The sequence below is a fragment of the Janthinobacterium sp. GW822-FHT07H11 genome, from assembly GCF_058798615.1.
On the sequence record NZ_CM179507.1, the window covers coordinates 3,112,952 to 3,130,378 of the forward strand.

Consider the following 17,427-nt stretch of genomic DNA (forward strand, 5'->3'; position numbering starts at 1 on the left):
ATGAAATTTACGACACCCGCCACCACCAATCCCATCGACCAGCTGAAAGTCGTGGGGCGGCCCACGGACCGCGTCGACGGCTCCCTGAAAACCACGGGCACGGCGCCGTATGCGTATGAGCAGAACAAGGCCGCGCCGCACGCCGCCTACGGTTACGTCGTCGGCGCGGCCATCGCCAGGGGGCGCATTGTCTCGCTCGATGCCAGCGCCGCGCGCCGGGCGCCCGGCGTGCTGGCCGTGGTGACGGCGCAATCCGCAGGAAAGCTGGGCAAAGGCAAGATGAACACGGCGAAGCTGCTCGGCGGCCCGGACATCGAGCATTACCACCAGGCCATCGCGCTGGTGGTGGCGGATACCTTCGAGCAAGCCCGTTCGGCCGCGCAGTTGCTCGACGTCAAGTATGTCGAGCAGCCGGGCGTATTCGACCTGGCCAAGGCCAAGGGCGGCGCTGCCAGGCCGAAGGATGGCCAGCCCGACAGCAAGACGGGCGACTTCGCGCGCGCGTATGCGGCGGCCCCCGTGCGCCTGGACGCGAGCTACACGACGCCCGACCAGTCGCATGCCATGATGGAGCCGCACGCCTCGATCGCCGCCTGGGAGGGCGATAAATTGACAGTCTGGACGGCGAACCAGATGGTGGATTGGGGCCGGGGCGACCTGGCCCGCACTTTGGGCATGCCGAAGGACAGGGTGCGCATCGTCTCGCCCTACATCGGCGGCGGCTTCGGCGGCAAGCTGTTCGTGCGCGCGGAAGCCTTGCTGGCGGCGCTCGGGGCGCGCGCGGCGCAGCGCCCCGTGAAAGTGGCCTTGACGCGGCCCCTGATGTTCAACAACACGACGCACCGGCCCGCCACCATCCAGCGCCTGCGCCTGGGCGCCACGCGCGACGGCAAGATCACGGCCATCGGCCATGAATCGTGGTCGGGCGACCTGAAAGGGGGCCAGCCGGAAACGGCCGTGATGCAGACGCGCCTGCTGTACGCGGGGCCGCACCGCATGACGGCCATGCGCCTGGCCGTGCTCGACTTGCCGGAAGGCAATGCCATGCGCGCGCCGGGCGAGGCGCCGGGACTGATGGCGCTGGAAATCGCCATGGACGAGCTGGCGGAAAAATTGCACATGGACCCCATCGTCCTGCGCATCCTCAACGATACGAAGGTGGACCCGGAAAAGCCTGGCCGCCCGTTTTCGCAGCGCCGGCTGGTCGATTGCCTGCGCACGGGCGCCGTGGAATTCGGCTGGAAGGAGCGAGCAACCCAGCCGGGCATGCGGCGCGATGGCCGCTGGCTGCTGGGCATGGGCGTGGCCGCCGCCTTCCGCAACAACCTCGTCATGCCGTCCGCCGCCCGCGTGCGCCTGGACGGCCAGGGCATCGTCAGCGTGGAAACGGACATGACGGACATCGGCACGGGCAGCTACACGATTATTGCCCAGACGGCGGCGGAAATGCTGGGCGTGACCCTGGACAAGGTGGTCGTGCGCCTGGGCGACTCGGATTTTCCCGTGTCGGCCGGGTCGGGCGGGCAGTGGGGCGGCAACAGTGCCACGGCCGGCGTGTACGCGGCCTGCGTGCGCCTGCGCCAGGCCATCGCGGGCAAGCTGGGCTTTGACGAAAAGCAGGCGCGCTTTTCCGATGGCCAGGTGAGCCAGGGCGAGCGCAGCGTGCCGCTGGCGCAGGCGGCGGCGAATGGCGACATCGTCGCGGAAGACCGCATGGAATACGGCGACCTCGATAAAAAATTCCAGCAATCGACGTTCGGCGCGCATTTCGTCGAAGTGGGCGTCGACAGCGCCACGGGCGAAGTGCGCGTGCGCCGCATGCTGGCCGTGTGCGCGGCCGGCCGCATCCTCAATCCCAAGGCGGCGCGCAGCCAGGTGATCGGCGCCATGACCATGGGCGTGGGCGCGGCCCTGATGGAAGCGCTGGTGGTCGACCGGCGTCGCGGCTTCTTCGTCAACCACGACCTGGCCGGCTACGAAGTGCCCGTGCACGCCGACATTGCGCACCAGGACGTCATCTTCCTCGACGAAACGGACCCCCTGTCCTCGCCGATGAAGGCCAAGGGCGTGGGCGAACTGGGCATTTGCGGCGTGGCGGCGGCCATTGCCAATGCCGTTCATAACGCCACGGGGGTGCGGGTGCGCGACTATCCGCTGACCCTCGACAAGCTGCTGCGCGGCCTGCCCGCGATGGCCTAGCTTCGCGGCGTCGCCGCGCGCGTGACAAAGCGTGTATTTTTGGTAATTTTCAAGTGCTATGCTCGGAACGCATGTTGCGGGGCAAGTTCCCGGTCCGCAAGGTCATACCGCCAGGAGATTGCATGAACAGGTCCTCAATGCCGCCCCGGATACTGATTGTCGACGACGAGCTCGCGCACGTGCGCGCCCTGTGCGACACCTTGCGCGGCCAGGCCTACGAAACGACGGGGCTCACGTCGGGCGAGTCGGCGCTGTCGCTGCTGGCCATCGAATCGTTCGACTTGCTGCTGGTCGACCTGATGATGCCGGGCATGAACGGGATCGCCGTGGTGGAAGCGGCGCGCCAGATCGACCCGGACCTCGCCTGCATCGTCATGACGGGCGAAGGCACCATCGCCTCGGCCGTGCAGGCGATGAAGGCGGGCGCGCTCGACTATGTCGTCAAGCCCTTCAAGGTCTCGGGCATCCTGCTGATACTGGCGCGGGCGCTGGAAACGCGCCAGCTGCGCATCGCCAATGCGCGCCTGGAACTGCTGCTGCGCCAGCACACGGCCGAACTCGATGCCATGAACAAGGACTTGCAGCTGGCGCGCGAGGTGGCCGAGCGGGCGAACCAGGAAAAGACCAGTTTCCTGTCCAGCATGAGCCACGAGCTGCGCACGCCGCTCAACGCCATCCTGGGCTTTTCGCAGATGCTGACGTCCGATTCCATCCCCTCGACGGCGCAGGAAAGGAAAACCTTTGCCTCGCATATTTTCGGCGCGGGCCGGCATTTGCTGACCCTGATCAACGATATCCTCGACATCGCCAGGATCGAGTCGGGCAAGATGTCGCTGTCGATGGAGGCCGTGGGCCTGGCCGACATCTACCACGACTGCTGGCAGATGATGGAGCCGCTGGCGCAAAAGCGCGGCATCACGCTGACGTTTGTCGAGGCGGGCAGCGTGCACGTGCTGGCCGACCGCACGCGCCTCAAGCAGGTGCTGCTCAACCTGTTGTCGAATGCCGTCAAGTACAACCGCGAACAGGGCGAGATCCATGTCGATTGCCAGCCGCTCGATGCGCGGCTGCTGCGCCTGTCCGTGCGCGACACGGGCCTCGGCCTGAGCGCGGCGCAGCTGGAAACGCTGTTCCAGCCCTTCAACCGCCTGGGCCGCGACACGCGCGACGAAGAGGGCACGGGCCTGGGGCTGGTGGTCAGCAAGCGCCTGGCCGAAGCCATGCAGGCGCGGATAGGCGTGGCCAGCACGCCCGGGCGCGGCAGCACTTTCTGGCTCGATATCGCCAGTTGCCCTGCGCGTGCGCCGGTGATGGAAATCCCGCGCCTGCCTGTCTTTCCCCGTCCCGCCGAAGCCGTGCGGCTGCCGGACCGCAAGACGCTGCTGTATGTGGAAGACAATCCCCTGAATGTGACGCTGGTGGCGGGGCTGGTGCACTTTCGTCCCGATCTCGACCTGCTCTCCGCCGGCGACGGGCAGACGGGCCTGGAAATGGCGCGCCGCCACGTGCCGCAGCTGATACTGATGGATAGCGACCTGCCCGATATCAGCGGCACGCAAGTCATGCAGCTGCTGCGCGCCGACGCCCGCACCGCGCATATTCCCGTCATCGCGCTGACGGCCGTGGCCGGGCCGGCCGACGTCCGCCACGGACTGGCGGCGGGCTTTTATCGCTATCTCACCAAGCCGATCGACGTGGTGGCGTTTTCCGAGGCCATCAACAGCGCGCTGGAATCGGCCACGGCGCAGCGCAGCGCATGAACGGCGCCGCGCCAGCGCGACGGGGGATCTGGCTGGCGGCCATCGCGCTGCTGCTGGTGCTGGCCGCGGCGGCGGCCATCTGGCGGCTCAATGCCCGGCCCGGCCCGGCACCCGGTCCCGTGGAAGTGCTGCGCCTGGCCGTGAATGCGGACTACGCGGGCAGCTGCCCCGTGCTGGCCGCGCGCGGGCACGGCTATTTCGCGCGCGAGGGCATCCACGCGCTGCTGCAGCCGTATTCGTCGGGCAAGGCCTCGATGCAGGCCGTGCTGCAGGGCACGGCCGACCTGGGCACCGTTTCCGACATTCCCGTGGTGCTGGCCAGCCTGGAAAACCATGCCGTCGTCATCATTGCCAGCATCTTCGAGGCCGAGCGCGACCACGGCATCGTGGGGCGCCTGGATCGCGGCGTATCCACGCCCGCCAGCCTGAAGGGCAAGCGCATCGGCGTGACCCTGGGCACGTCCGGCCATTTCACGCTCGACGCCTTCCTGAACCGCCAGAAGCTGCTGCCCGGGGAGGTCAGCTTGCACAACTATGCGCCGGAGCAGCTGGCCGGCGCGCTGGTGCGGGGCGAGGTCGACGCGGCGGCCGGCTGGGAGCCATTCCTGACGGGCATGACGCATGCCATCGCGGGCAATGCGGCCATCTTCTATGGCGAGGATGTGTATGCGGGGCTGTTCAACGTGGCCGGCACGCGCGACTATGTGCGCAGCCACCCGGCCACGATGCGCAAGGTGCTGCGCGCGCTGATCGCCGGTGCGCGCTTCTGCCGCGACGAGCCCGATGCCGCGCGCGCGCTGTTTGCCAGCGCCTCGCCCGCCGAGGCGGCGCGCCTGCAGGCGGCCTGGCACGGCTACCAGTTCGGCGTCTGGCTCGACCAGGGCTTGCTGCTGGCGCTGGAGGACGAGGCGCGCTGGGCCATCAAGAACCGCCTGGGCGGGCGCGGCGAGATGCCGAATTTCCTTGACGCCGTCTACCTGGACGGCCTGGAAGCCGTGGCGCCATCGGCCGTGACGGTCATTCATTGAGAGGCCCACCGTGAAAATCGTGACGCGCTTCAAGCTGGCCGAGCTGTTCTGCGTGCTCATCGTGGCCATCATCGTCACCGTGCTGTTTTCCACCACCATGGCGATGCAGCGCGAGCTGGCGAAGAACAAGGCGGCGGCCGACATCCTGCAGGCCGTCACCTCGCTGCGCTACCTGTCGATCGAATATGCGCTGCACCATGGCGCGCGCACGCGCGCCCAGTGGCAGTTGCGCAGCGAGTCGCTGGCCACGGGGCTGCTGGCCACGCCCGCCTTCAACGGCGGCGAGGAGCGCGCGCTGCTGCGCGAATTGCAGGGCGAGCTGGCCGGCGTGGGCAGCCTGTTCGAGCTGTTCGTCGCCAACCACCGCGAACTGGGGCAGGACCCGCGGCGGCGCGAGGTGCTGGGCGAGCTGGAGTCGCGCCTGTCCGGGCAGATCATGGGCAAGGTGCAGGGCATGATCTCGGACGCGATGCGGCTGTCCGAGCTGAGCCGGCAAGGGGTGCTGGCGGCGCAGCAGCGGGCCAACGTGGCCGTGATCCTGTTCGGCGGCACGATCATCGCGCTGGTGGCCGGCTTGATCTATTTCACCATCACCAGCGTCACGGGGCCGCTGGAAAAGCTGCGCCAGGGCACCCTGATCGTCGGCGCCGGCAAGCTCGATTTTGCGCTCGGCGTGCACACGAAAAATGAAATCGGCGACCTGGCGCGCGCCTTCGACGGCATGACGGACAAGCTGCGCCGCACCACCGTCTCGCGCGACGAACTGGCGCAGACGAATGCCGCCCTGGAGACGCAGATCGCCGAGCGCCAGCTGGCCGAGCGCAAGGTGCATGAACAGCTCGAGCGCCTGAACCTGCTGCAGCAGATCACGCGGTCGGTCGGCGAACGGCAGGACTTGCGCAGCATCTTCCAGGTGGTCGTGCGCAGCCTGGAAGACCAGCTGCCCGTCGATTTCAGCTGCATCTGCCTGTACCAGCCGTCCGAGCACGCGCTGCAGGTGACGTGCGTGGGCGTGCGCAGCGAGGCGCTGGCGCAGTCGTTCATGATGGGCGAGCAGGCGCACATCCCCATCGACGAGAATGGCCTGTCGAGCTGCGTGCGGGGCAAGCTCGTGTATGAGGCCGACATCGGCGAAGTGGCGTTTCCGTTTCCGCAGCGGCTGGCGCAGGGGGGCTTGCATGCCCTCGTCATGGCGCCGCTGCTGGCCGAAAACACGGTGTTCGGCATCCTGATCGTGGCACGCCGCGCCGCGCACAGCTTTACCAGCGGCGAGTGCGAATTCCTCAGCCAGCTGAGCGAGCACGTGGCGCTGGCCGCCAACCAGGCGCAGTTGTACGGCGCGCTGCAGCGCGCCTACGAGGACTTGCGCCAGACGCAGCAGTCGGCGATGCAGCAGGAGCGCCTGCGCGCGCTGGGCCAGATGGCCAGCGGCATCGCGCACGACATCAATAACGCCATTTCTCCCGTGGCCCTGTACACGGAATCGCTGCTGGAGACGGAAACGAGCCTCAGTCCGCAGGGCCGCCATTGCCTGCAAGTGATCGAGCGGGCCATCGACGACGTGGCCGCCACCGTGGCGCGCATGCGCGAATTCTACCGCCAGCGCGAACCGCGGCTGGCGCTGGCGCCCGTCAACGCCAACCTGGTGGCGCAGCAGGTGCTGGACCTGACGCGCGCGCGCTGGAGCGACATGCCGCAGCAGCGCGGCATCGTCATCGAGCTGCGCACGGAACTGGCCGAGGCGCTGCCCATGCTGCCCGGCAGCGTGGGCGAAATCCGCGAGGCGCTGACCAACCTGATCTTCAACGCCGTCGACGCCATGCCGGAAGGCGGCACCCTGAGCGTGCGCACGGCCAGCGTCGGCGTGGCGGGCGCGCGGCAGGTGCGCATCGAGGTGGGCGACACGGGCATCGGCATGGATGACACTACGCGCCGGCGCTGCCTGGAGCCGTTCTTCACCACCAAGGGCGAACGGGGCACGGGCCTGGGCCTGGCCATGGTGTACGGCATGATGGAGCGCCATGGCGCCAGCATCGACATCGTCACGGCGCCGGGGCAGGGCACGACGGTGCGCCTGGCGTTCCCCGCCGATGCCGCGCAGGACGTGGCCGAACCGGACGATGCGGCCCACGTGGTGCCGCCGCGCCTGCGCATCCTGGTGGTGGACGACGACCCGATGGTGCTCAAGTCCCTGCGCGACATCCTGGAAATCGACGGCCACGAGGTGGTGTCCGCCGATGGCGGCCAGGCCGGCATCGACTGCTTCCTGGCCGCGTACGACCGGCACGAGTACTTCGCGGTGGTCATCACGGACCTGGGCATGCCCTACGTGGACGGACGCAAGGTGGCCAGCGCGGTGCGCCAGTGCTCGCCGGCCACGCCCATCGTCATGCTGACGGGCTGGGGCCAGCGCCTGGAGGCCGACAGCGACTACCCCGAACACGTCAACTGCGTGCTGGGCAAGCCGCCGCGGCTGAAGGAATTGCGGCGCGCCCTGAACAAGGTCATTTCGACGGGCTAGCGCCATGCCGGCGGCGCGCGGCCGGCGGATTGGGGGGGTTGTGTCAGTACTGCTATATTGTCGAAACATTATTTAATCACACGGGAGAGGCATGAAGCGCAAACTGTTGCTGTTGATGGGTCTTTTTACCTTGAACCTGGCCGCCCAGGCCTCGTCCTTGCCTGATTATCCCTTCATCTTCCAGACCGGCACGGCCCGGGTGGAAGTGCCGCCGGACATGGCCGTCATGGACATTACCGTTTCCAGCCGTGGCGCCGACGCGGCAAAGACGCTTGCCGTGGTCAATGCCAGTGCCGCGGAGATCTTTCAGTCGCTGGGTCAGGTGAAGATAGCGCAAGCCGATATCCAGTCGTCCAATATCATGCGCTCGCTCGATTACGCCAGCAGGGAAAAACGCGATGCGCCGCCCGTGTATGTGATCAACCGCAACTTGCGCGTGTGGGTGCGGGATTTGGCGGCCTGGACGCCGCTGGTGTCGCAGCTGGCCGCCATGAAAAATATCACGCGGCTGGACACGGAATTCAAGACCAGCGCGCACGATGCAATTGTCGCCGAGCTCGATTTGAAGGCGGCCAAGGATGCGGAGGCGAAGGCGGCGCGCGCTGCCAAATCGTTCAACCGGAAGATCGCGTCCGTCATGGCCATCTCGGAAGTGTCGTTTCAGTCGCTGGAGCGCACGCTGATGCATTCCGGCAGTGAGGTTTTCGCGCCGCCGCCCTATATTCCTCCAGCCGATGCATCGTCAGCCGTGCGCGCGCCCGGCAGCATCGCCTTGGAGAAGAGCGTGCACGTCTTGTTCAAGCTGGAGTGACGCTCGCCGGCACCGGGCCGATCCCGCCGGCGCGCCGGCCCGGCCGACCAAGGCGCTTCGCGCAATGCCAGGCCGGCCTGGCGCTACATCAAAAACGGTAGGTCAAGGTCCCCCGCACGCTGCGCGGCATGCCATACGTGCCTTGCGCATAGGTGTTGATGTTGATGTACTTCTTGTCGAGTACATTTTCCACGTTCAGCTGGGCCGTCAGCTGGCGCGACAGCTGGTACGTGGCCATCAGGCTGGCCGTGCCGTAGGCTTGCTGCGCGACGCGCTGCCTGCCGTTCGGGCCTTCGTCGTCAAAGTAGAACCTGCTTTGCCAGTTGACGCCGCCGCCCACGGTGAGGTCGGGCCGCGCCTTCCAGGTCATGAACAGGCGCGCCGTCGAGCGCGGCGACAGGGTGTTGATGTCCTGCTGATCGCGGTCTTTGGCGCGGAAGTGGCTGGCGCTGGCCGTCACGTTCCAGCCCGGCGCCAGACGGCCCGATAATTCTGCCTCGATGCCGCGGCTGGTGGCGCCGCGCGCCGCGTAATACGCCTGCGTGGTGGTGCCCGGCACGCGCGAGGCGCCGTCCGGCTGGGCCAGCTTGTCCTGCTTGATTTCAAAGATGCCGATGGAACCGTTGGCCTGGCCGCCGGCCAATTCCCCCTTCAAGCCCACTTCGATGCTCTGGCCCGTCAGCGGGTCCAGCCAGGCGCCGCTGCGGTCCTGGTTTTCCTGCGGGCGGAAGATGTCCGTGTAGCTGGCATACGCGGAATAGGTGTCGTTCAGGTCCAGCACCAGGCCCGCATACGGCACGAACTTGCTCTTGGCGAAGGCGAAGCGGGCGCTGCCGTCGAAGCCGACGCGGTCCTTGTCCCAGCGGCTCAGGCGTCCGCCGACGATCAGTTTGGTGTTCTCGGCCAGGTTCAGGCGCGCCGCGCCATACGCGCCATATTGCTTCGTCGTGTACTTTTCCGACAGCACGGGCTCGCCCCAGGCCGGTTGCGGGTAGCTGCCATCCCAGGCGAGGAAATTGCCGATCGGTTCGGGATCGAGCGCTTCCTTGACGCTGAATTCGGCATGTTGCACGGTGTAATTGGCGCCGATGATGACTTCATGTTCGCGTCCGCCAAGGTTGAACGGGCCGGACAGCTTGACGTCGGCGCTGCTCTGGTCGCGCTGGCCGAGGTAGCGGTTCGGATAGCCGAGCATGCCCAGCCCCGTGACCTTGTCCGGCCGTTCCGCCAGGAAGAGCAGCGGCGTGTCTTCCGTATGCTTGCTGTACATGGTTTGCGCCTGCGCCTTCCAGCCCTGGCCCAGCGCGTGTTCCACGGTGGCGTGCACGTTGGTCTGCTCGGTGGCCCAGGCGGCCCAGCGGGGCGCCGTGGTGACGGAACGGTCGAAATCGGTGCGCGAACCGTCGCTGTACCACAGGGGGAAGCCGCCCCAGTTGCTGCCTTTCGGGTCGTTCTTCTGGTAGCTGGCGCCCACCATGACGACGGTGCCGGGCGCCAGGTCCGCTTCGGCGGTGGCGTACAGGATCTGGCGCTGGTTTGAATAACCGTTGGTAAACGACTTGCGGTCCTGCCAGGCGCCAGCGATCCTGCCGCGTACGGAGCCGTCTGCGTTCAGCGGTGCGGCCAGGTCGACGGTGCCCCGGTAATCGCTCCAGGAGCCGGCCGCCAGCGACCATTGCCCCTCGAATTGCCGGGCGCTGGCCCGCTTGCGCACCAGGTTGATCGAGGCGGACGGGTAGCCGGCGCCCGTCAGCAGGCCCGTGGCGCCGCGCGTCACTTCCACGCGGTCGTAGATCAGCGCATCCATTTCCGACTCGCCGCCCGAATACTGCACCTTATAGGTGGTGGGCACGCCGTCGTACTGGAAATTGTCGACGTCGAAGCCGCGCGCGGAAAAGGTGCTGCGCTCCGTGTCGAACTGGTTGACGGCGATGCCGGGCGTGTTGCGCAGCACGTCGCGCACCGTCTGCAAGTCCTGGTCATCCATGCGCTGGCGCGTGATGACGCTGACCGATTGCGGCGTGTCGCGCAGCGACAGCACCAATCCGGTGGCGCTGGCCGTGGCTGGCGTCGTGTACGAATTTGACCCTTCCGTGCTGGTGCCGCGCTCGGCCATGGCGCGCACGGCGATGCCGGGCAGGGTGGCCGCGTCGGCGGCCGACGGCAGCCGGCGCACGGCGTAGTGGCCGCCGCCCTGGTCGACGGCGACGAGGCCGCTGCCATCGAGCAGGCGGGCGAAGCCGCCCGCCACGCTGTAGCTGCCGTGCAGGCCCTGGCTGCGCAAGCCCGCGTACAGCGTGGAAGCGCCGGAAATGCTGACGCCGGCGTCGGCCGCGAAAGCGGACAGGGCCGTGCCCAGGGGGCCGGCGGCCACCTGGTAGTGGCGCGCGGGCGCCTCCTGCTGGTGCGCTTGCGCAAAGGCGGGCGCGCTCAAGGCCAGGCTGCCCAGCAGGGCCAGGGTCGTGGTGGTGTTGCGGTAGTGCTTCATCAGGTGTTTCCCTTCGTTCATGTGTTGGTCCTGTGTGGATTGACGGGGCACATGGCGGAAAGGGACATTGTTTTCAAAAATTTATGCGGGCCCGACGGAAATCCACCAGCGGCCGTGGCGTTGCACGCGGATGGGCAGCGAGGCTTGCAATAGTGATAATAATTGATCTGTATCATGCAGTTGGTACACGCCCGACACGCGCAGGCGCGCCACGGCCGGGTCGCAGCGCACCACGCCGTGGCGGTAGCGGGCCAGCTGCGCCAGCACCTGGGCCAGCGGCGTGTCGTCCGCATACAGCAGGCCCTGGGTCCAGGCGTCGGCGTGCGGCGCCAGCGGCTGCGGCACGCTGGCGGCCGTCGTATCGAAGCTGGCTTGCCAGCCGGCCTGCACGATGACGGGGCTGCCTTCGGCGGGGCGCACTTCGACGGCGCCCTGCGAGACGGCCACGCGGGTGCGTGCCTGGATCAGGCTATCCTCCTGGCGTACCGTGAAGCGCGTGCCGAGGGCGCGGATGCTGCCGTTGCTGGTGCGTACGATGAAGGGGCGCCGGCGCGCATCGGGGCTGGTCGCCACGTGCAGTTCGCCGGCGCGCAGCTGGACCAGGCGCAGCGCATCGCTGAAGGCGATATCGGCGGCGCTGGCCGTGTTCAGGCTCAGGCGGCTGCCATCGGCCAGGGCCAGGTGGCTGATTTCTCCCGTCGCCGTGCGCAGCCCGGATGTCCATTGCTGCCACGGCGCCACCTTCAGCATGGCCCAGCCGGCTGGCCCGGCGACGATCAGCAGGGCCAGGGTCTTCAGGGCGGCGCGGCGGGCGGCGCCGGTCGGGCGGTCCAGCACGGGCAGGGCCAGCGGCGCGGGCAGCATGCCGAAGCGGCGGCACACTTGCTCGGCGCGCTGCCAGGCCGTTTCATTGTGCGGATGGCGGGCGCGCCAGCGGGCCAGCGCCTGCCGCGCGGCGTCGTCCAGTTCGCCGCCCTGCAGGCGCATCATCCAGTGTGCCGCTTCGCGCGCGGCGCGCGCATCGATGGCCGCGCTCATGCCAGCAACAGGATGCATTGCTCGAACGCCCGCACCATATAGCGCTTGACGGTGCGCTCGCTGACCCGCAGGCGCGCGGCGATGTCCGCATACGCCAGGCCTTCCAGCTGCGACAGCAGGAAGGCCGTGCGCACCTTCGCGCCCAGGCCGTCGAGCATGGCGTCGATCTGGTGCAGGGTTTCCAGGATCAGCAAACGGTCTTGCGCCGACGGCGCCACGGGCGCGGGCAGCTGTGCCAGGGTGGCCAGCCAGGCCTGCTCCAGCGACTGGCGGCGGTAGTGGTCGATCAGCAGGCGCCGCGCCACCGTCGTCAGGTAGGCGCGCGGCTCGCGCACGGTGACGGCCCGTTCCTCTGGCGTGGCCAGCAGTTTGACGAAGGTGTCTTGCGCCAGGTCGGCCGCGTGGTCCGAACAGGCCAGCTTGCCGCGCAGCCAGCGCAGCAGCCACGGGTGGTGCTCGCCATACAGCAGGGCAAGGGGATCGGCGGCGGGGGCAGGTTTCACGACACACGTCACGGCACACTCCAGGTTGGCGCTGAAGTTCCCAAGCCGCTGGCGGATGCTGGTCCTTCTTAAATGCGAATGGTTCTCATTTTACATTGATGTGTTTGAATGTCAATGGCGCCGGCCGCAGGGGCGCCGGCTCGATGGGCGACATTTTCTGGTTGTGAAGCAATTAACAGAGCGCTGCCGGCCTTCCGCTATACTGGCCCTCCAGCACAGCAGCCCCTCTCCGGAATCCCCATGGAACTCAGTACACACGCCGCCGTCGTCAATTGCGCGGCCTATCGCGCCGGCAAGAAGATCGCGCATTTCGACATCGACAAGGTGGGCGACTTTCTCGACGACCCCGATTGTTTCGTCTGGATCGGCCTGGCTGGTCCCGACAGCGCCGCCATGCAGGCGCTGCAGTCGGCCTTCGGCTTGCACGAGCTGGCTGTCGAGGATGCGGAAGGCGCGCATGAGCGGCCCAAGCTGGAGGAGTATGGCGACACCCTGTTCATGGTCTTGCACACTGCCAGCCTCGACGGCGCCGCCATCGTGTATGGCGAAACGCACGTCTTCCTTGGCTGCCGCTTCATCATCACCGTGCGCCACGGCCCTTCGGCCGGCTATGCGAAGTTGCGCGAGCGCAAGGAGAGCGTGCCCGAGAAACTCGCCAGCGGCCCCGGCTATGTACTGTATTCCATCATCGATTTCATCGTCGACCAGTACCAGCCCTGCATCGACCATCTGCAAGCGACCTTCCAGCAATATGAACAGCAGCTGTTCAAGCCGACCCTGTCCGAAGACAAGCTGCAGGATTTCTACCAGCTCAAGACGGAATTGCTGAAGCTGGACGCGGCCGTCAACCCGCTGCATGAAATCTGCACGCAGCTGATCCGTTTCCACGGCGATATCGTGCCCAAGGAAAACCGCATTTATTACCGCGACATCCTCGACCACGTGAAACGGGTCACGCACACGGCCGGGCAGATGCGCGAAATGGTCAATTCCGCCATGCAAGTGGCGCTGGGGCAGATTTCGCTACGCCAGAACGAAGTGGTCAAGCGCCTGGCCGGCTGGGGCGCCATCCTGGCCGTGCCCACCATGGTCTTCAGCCTGTACGGCATGAACTTCGAATTCATGCCCGAGCTGAAATGGCGGGGCAGCTATCCGGCCGTGATCGCCGGCATCTTCGTCGGCTGCTACCTGCTGCACCGGCGCCTGAAGCGCGACGGCTGGCTGTAGCCGGCGCTTATTCGCCGGCTACCGCGCCCGCCGCTTCCAGGATCAGCGCCGCCACCTCCACGGGACGCGAAGCGAGCGAAGCGTGGCTGGCGTCGAGCGTGATGACTTTCCTGGCCTGCAGGCGCGCCGCCATGCGCTGCTGGTTGGCGGGCGAAATCATGCGGTCGGCGCTGGACACCTGGTACCACGACGGCTTGTGGCGCCAGGCCGGGTCGGCCACGCTGTCGCCGAAGGTGCCGGCCAGCGGCGCCTTCTGCACCACGCCCAGCACGGCGCCTTCTTCCGCGTCCAGGTCCTGGCAAAAGCTCTCGTGGTACTTGTCGGCCTTGACCCACAGGTAGCCGTCGCTGTCGCCTTCCAGGCTGGCCGCGCCCAGCGGCGGGTGTTCCTGCGTGATGCTGCCCGGACTTTCGCCGGCATCGGGCGCGAAGGCGGCGACATACACGAGCCCACGCACATTGGGCGCATGGCCCGCCACGCTGATGACGGCGCCGCCGTAGGAGTGGCCTACCAGCAAGACCGGCCCCTGGACCTGCGCCACCATCTTGCGCGTGCGTTCGGCGTCGTCCGCCAGCGAGGTCAGCGGCAGTTCCACGGCGCGGATGGCCGTATGGCCCTGGCGCCGCAATTCGGCGATGACGCGGCTCCAGTGGGCGGCGCCGCCCCAGAAACCGTGGACGAGGACGATGGTGGTCTGATTGTTCATGCCGATACTCCTGGTGGCGGGGGCTGACCTGCTATGCCATGCCGCCTGTCAGCAGGTTGCGGCGCGGCGGCCGGCGGCATGCCGGTCCAGCCCTATTGTAGACGCTTGCGGGCATCGCCAGCGCCAGGCGCGGCTGCAAGCATTCGAGAGATTTGGCGCGCATTTAGCTGCTACCATGAATTCGTCATACCGTTTGCGAGTTAGCTTATGCGGAAATGCCCGCAGCGGCGGCTCGTCCCTTGCCGGGTCGCGGCGCGGTCTCGCACAAGCGCTGATGCAAGCCGTGGGCCGGTTCATGGTTTACCTGTCGAGGAGCAGCAATGAAACGTCATTTCCTGAGCGCCCTGTTGGTATCGATGTCCTTCCTTGTGCTGGCGCAGGCGCCGGCCCTGGCCCAGGACAAGCCGGTGAAACCGGCCAGCGGCGAGATGGCCAAGCCCGAGGCCCCGGTCGCCGCGCCCAACGCGGCATGCGATGTCAACGCCACGGTACAGCAGTGCTGCTCGGCGGCCAAGTGCGGCGGCGACGTGCTGAGCAATCGCGATGCGCATAACTGCAAGGTGAAAAGCTCGGGCAAGAGCTGGCATCCGGCCGCGCGAAACGGCCAGCCGGCCGCCTGCCAGCGCATGTAGTCAGGCGCTCGGGCACGGGACAGGGCGGCGTTGACCGCCGCCTGCTACCCGACGCGTACTCGATGAAGAAGTCGCCGTGCTTGCCATTGTCGATGGCCGGCCGGCGCCTGCCCGGCAGCGCGGCCGAGCATGGGGAGAGAATGACGGAAGGCGGCGTCCGGTCCGGGCGTGTCACGACAGTGTCACTTTTGCCGTGTAGCCTGCTGCTGGCGATGGACGGTCCGTCGGCAACAGCCCCATTTTCGAGAACAGGACGATAGCGTGATGACAGCGAGCCCGGCGTCGCTCAGTGTGCTGGCGCTGGCCGGATGCCTGCTGCTGGCCGGCCTCGCCGCCGCGGCAGTACCGCTCTACACGTTCCAGATTCCCGCCCAGCCGCTGGCCGACGCGCTCAGGGCATATGGCCTGGTCACGGGCATTTCCGTGCTGGCACCCAGCGGCGCCCTGCGCCAGCGCTACAGCAGTGCCGTGCAAGGCAGCCTGCCGGCGCCGGAGGCGCTGCAGCGCCTGCTGTCCGGCACCGGCCTGCAGGCCCATTTTCCAGAGGCGAATGCCGCCATCATCCAGCTGCCTGCCGGCGAGACCGAGACCGAGGCTGCGCCGCCAGCGCCGCCGGAAAGCGCTGCCATCGCCCTGGACGCCATCGATGCCGTGCATGCGGGCGGCGCGGACTATGGCGCTTATGTCAGCGGCGTGCAGGCGCAATTGCTGCGCGTCCTGTGCCGTTCGACCCTGACCCGCCCCGGCGGCTACCGCCTGGCGCTGCGCCTGCGCATCGCCGCGTCGGGCGGCGTGGCGACGCTGAAACAGGCGGGCAGCACGGGGCGTCCGCTGCGCGATGCGCTGATCTCCAGCCGCCTGCGCGCGCAGGTATTCGAGCCGCCGCCGCCGGCCATGCCGCAGCCGATCACGATACTGCTGCGTCCGCACGAGGCTGGCGGCGCCGCCTGTCCAGCGGCGGCAGGCGAAGGGCCAGGCTGATGCCCGATTCCTTGCGCGCGCGCCTGCGCGGCGTGCTGGTGACGCGCTATGGCCAGTTGCGCCGCAAGCTGGAATATATCGTCGGCACGGGCGAGCGCGCGGCCGATGCGCTGCAGGAGACCTGGCTGCGCCTGGAGTCCATGCCCGGTAATACGGCCGTGCGCAACCCCGACGCCTACCTGCTGCAGATGGCCGTCAACGTCGCCACCGACCAGTACCGCCGCGAACAGCGGAAACTGAGCGATGCCGATATCGACGCCCTGTTCGACGTGGAAGACGAACTGGCCGACCCCGAACGCATCGTCGCGGCGCGCAGCGAGATCGCGGCGCTGGAAACGGCCCTGCGCCAGCTCACGCCGCGCCAGCGCGAGATCCTGCTGGCCGCGCATATCGATGGCCAGCTCAATCGCGAGATCGCCGCGCGCCTGGATATCTCGCTGAGCCTGGTGGAAAAGGAGTTGCGGCACGCCTTGCGCCATTGCCAGCGATACGTGGGCGCGCCGGCCGACGTGGCCGCCCGTGGCGGCCCGCGCCGCTTCTGATACGATTCTTCATCATGACCCAACACCGCAACGACAGCCACGCCAGCGACGGCGATATCGAGGAACAGGCCAGGCAATGGCTGGTACGCCTGCGCTCGGGCCAGGCGAGCGAGGCCGATGCGCAGGCGTTCGCCCGCTGGCGCGCGCAAAGTCCCCGCCACGCCCGGGCTGCGCGCGAGCTGGGACAGCTGTGGCGCGGCTTGCGCCTGGCGGCGCCGGCGCTTGCACGCGCGCCGGCCAGGCGCGCGCCGTCGCTTGGCCGGCGCGCCTTCCTGGGCGGCGCGCTGGCCGCCGGCGTGGCGCTGCTGGCCGTGCGCCCGCCGCTGGCCCTGTGGCCGTCCGTGGGCGACCTGGCCGCCGACTATCGCACGGGCACGGGCGAGCAGCGCCAGCTGGCGCTGGCCGGCGGCGCGCAAGTGCGCATGAATACGCAGACGCGCCTGAACCTGCGCGGTGCGGGCGACGCCGCGTTCATCGAATTGCTGGCCGGCGAAGCGCAGATCGTGGCGGACGGGCACGACGCGTGTACGGTGCTCGCTGGCGGTGCGCGGCTGCAGGCGCGCGCCGCCAGTTTCAATGTGCGCTGCCTGCCCGGCGGCGAGGTGGAATTGAGCTGCCTGGAAGGCAGGGTCGAGGTCGACCATCCGCTGCGGCGCACCACCTTGTCCGCGTCGCAGCGCCTGCGCTACGACCCGGCCGCGCTGCACCTGGCCGCGCCTGCCGATTCCGCAGCCGTGCTGGCCTGGCGCCGGGGCTTGCTGCTGTTCAATGACACGCCGCTGGCGCAGGTGGTCGACGAACTCAATCGTTACCGGCCCGGCAGGATCTTCGTGCAAAGCGAAGAACTGGGCTTGCGCCGCGTCCAGGCGCAGTTTTCCATCGACAAGCTCGATGTCGCCCTGGCGCTGATCCGCGACCTGTATGGCGCCCGGCTCACCTACTTGCCTGGCAATCTGGTCTTGCTCAGCTAGGGTGTGTCTGACTGAGTTCA

At 67.9% G+C, this 17,427-nt stretch carries 14 protein-coding genes; 10 read left to right on the forward strand and 4 right to left on the reverse strand.

What is annotated here, in order from left to right; genetic code table 11:
- The 5 genes from paoC (at position 1) to AC3RCJ_RS13925 (ending at position 8,319) form a co-directional block, all read left to right on the forward strand.
- Positions 1–2,199, forward strand: a complete 2,199-nt coding sequence (paoC, locus tag AC3RCJ_RS13905) for an aldehyde oxidoreductase molybdenum-binding subunit PaoC (RefSeq protein WP_492964972.1) — start codon at positions 1–3, stop codon at positions 2,197–2,199.
- A gap of 122 nt (positions 2,200–2,321) precedes the next feature.
- A complete protein-coding gene (locus tag AC3RCJ_RS13910; protein WP_492964971.1) occupies positions 2,322–3,959 on the forward strand; it encodes a response regulator in 1,638 nt (545 codons plus the stop codon).
- Positions 3,956–4,987 (forward strand): ABC transporter substrate-binding protein, encoded by a 1,032-nt coding sequence (locus AC3RCJ_RS13915; protein ID WP_492964970.1) that lies wholly within the window; start codon positions 3,956–3,958, stop codon positions 4,985–4,987. The genes AC3RCJ_RS13910 and AC3RCJ_RS13915 overlap by 4 nt, the downstream gene beginning before the upstream one ends.
- A gap of 10 nt (positions 4,988–4,997) precedes the next feature.
- On the forward strand, positions 4,998–7,508 hold the full coding sequence (locus AC3RCJ_RS13920; protein WP_492964969.1) for an ATP-binding protein: 2,511 nt from the start codon (positions 4,998–5,000) through the stop codon (positions 7,506–7,508).
- Positions 7,509–7,599: 91 nt separating this feature from the next.
- Positions 7,600–8,319 carry an SIMPL domain-containing protein gene (locus tag AC3RCJ_RS13925; RefSeq protein WP_492964968.1) on the forward strand — a complete coding sequence of 240 codons (720 nt, stop codon included), beginning with the start codon at positions 7,600–7,602 and terminating at the stop codon, positions 8,317–8,319.
- 88 nt (positions 8,320–8,407) lie between these two features.
- On the opposite strand, the gene AC3RCJ_RS13930 is transcribed toward AC3RCJ_RS13925, so the two are convergent.
- The 3 genes from AC3RCJ_RS13930 to AC3RCJ_RS13940 are packed head-to-tail and all read right to left on the reverse strand — an operon-like array spanning position 8,408 to position 12,348.
- Positions 8,408–10,828 (reverse strand): TonB-dependent siderophore receptor, encoded by a 2,421-nt coding sequence (locus AC3RCJ_RS13930; protein WP_492964967.1) that lies wholly within the window; start codon positions 10,826–10,828, stop codon positions 8,408–8,410.
- Positions 10,829–10,888: 60 nt separating this feature from the next.
- Positions 10,889–11,863 (reverse strand): FecR domain-containing protein, encoded by a 975-nt coding sequence (locus tag AC3RCJ_RS13935; protein WP_492964966.1) that lies wholly within the window; start codon positions 11,861–11,863, stop codon positions 10,889–10,891.
- Entirely contained in the window at positions 11,842–12,348 is a 507-nt protein-coding gene (locus tag AC3RCJ_RS13940; RefSeq protein ID WP_492964965.1) for a sigma-70 family RNA polymerase sigma factor, read from the reverse strand. Before AC3RCJ_RS13940 ends, AC3RCJ_RS13935 begins: the two co-directional genes overlap by 22 nt.
- Before the next feature lie 240 nt (positions 12,349–12,588).
- On the opposite strand from AC3RCJ_RS13940, the gene AC3RCJ_RS13945 reads away from it, so the two are divergent.
- Positions 12,589–13,575, forward strand: coding sequence for a magnesium and cobalt transport protein CorA (locus AC3RCJ_RS13945; RefSeq protein WP_492964964.1), 987 nt, complete (start codon positions 12,589–12,591; stop codon positions 13,573–13,575).
- A 7-nt stretch (positions 13,576–13,582) separates the two neighbouring features.
- Here AC3RCJ_RS13945 and AC3RCJ_RS13950 read toward each other — a convergent pair whose 3' ends face one another.
- Positions 13,583–14,281: an alpha/beta hydrolase gene (locus tag AC3RCJ_RS13950; protein ID WP_492964963.1), complete on the reverse strand. Its 699-nt coding sequence runs from the start codon at positions 14,279–14,281 to the stop codon at positions 13,583–13,585.
- Between the two features lie 320 nt (positions 14,282–14,601).
- Between AC3RCJ_RS13950 and AC3RCJ_RS13955 the strand changes: the two genes are divergently transcribed.
- From AC3RCJ_RS13955 to AC3RCJ_RS13970, 4 genes are all read left to right on the forward strand, one after another.
- Entirely contained in the window at positions 14,602–14,913 is a 312-nt protein-coding gene (locus AC3RCJ_RS13955; protein ID WP_492964962.1) for a hypothetical protein, read from the forward strand.
- A 264-nt stretch (positions 14,914–15,177) separates the two neighbouring features.
- Positions 15,178–15,894 carry an STN domain-containing protein gene (locus tag AC3RCJ_RS13960; RefSeq protein WP_492965736.1) on the forward strand — a complete coding sequence of 239 codons (717 nt, stop codon included), beginning with the start codon at positions 15,178–15,180 and terminating at the stop codon, positions 15,892–15,894.
- A complete protein-coding gene (locus AC3RCJ_RS13965; RefSeq protein WP_492964960.1) occupies positions 15,894–16,436 on the forward strand; it encodes an RNA polymerase sigma factor in 543 nt (180 codons plus the stop codon). Before AC3RCJ_RS13960 ends, AC3RCJ_RS13965 begins: the two co-directional genes overlap by 1 nt.
- A 14-nt stretch (positions 16,437–16,450) precedes the next feature.
- Entirely contained in the window at positions 16,451–17,407 is a 957-nt protein-coding gene (locus AC3RCJ_RS13970; RefSeq protein ID WP_492965738.1) for a FecR family protein, read from the forward strand.
- The last annotated feature ends 20 nt before the right edge of the window (positions 17,408–17,427 follow it).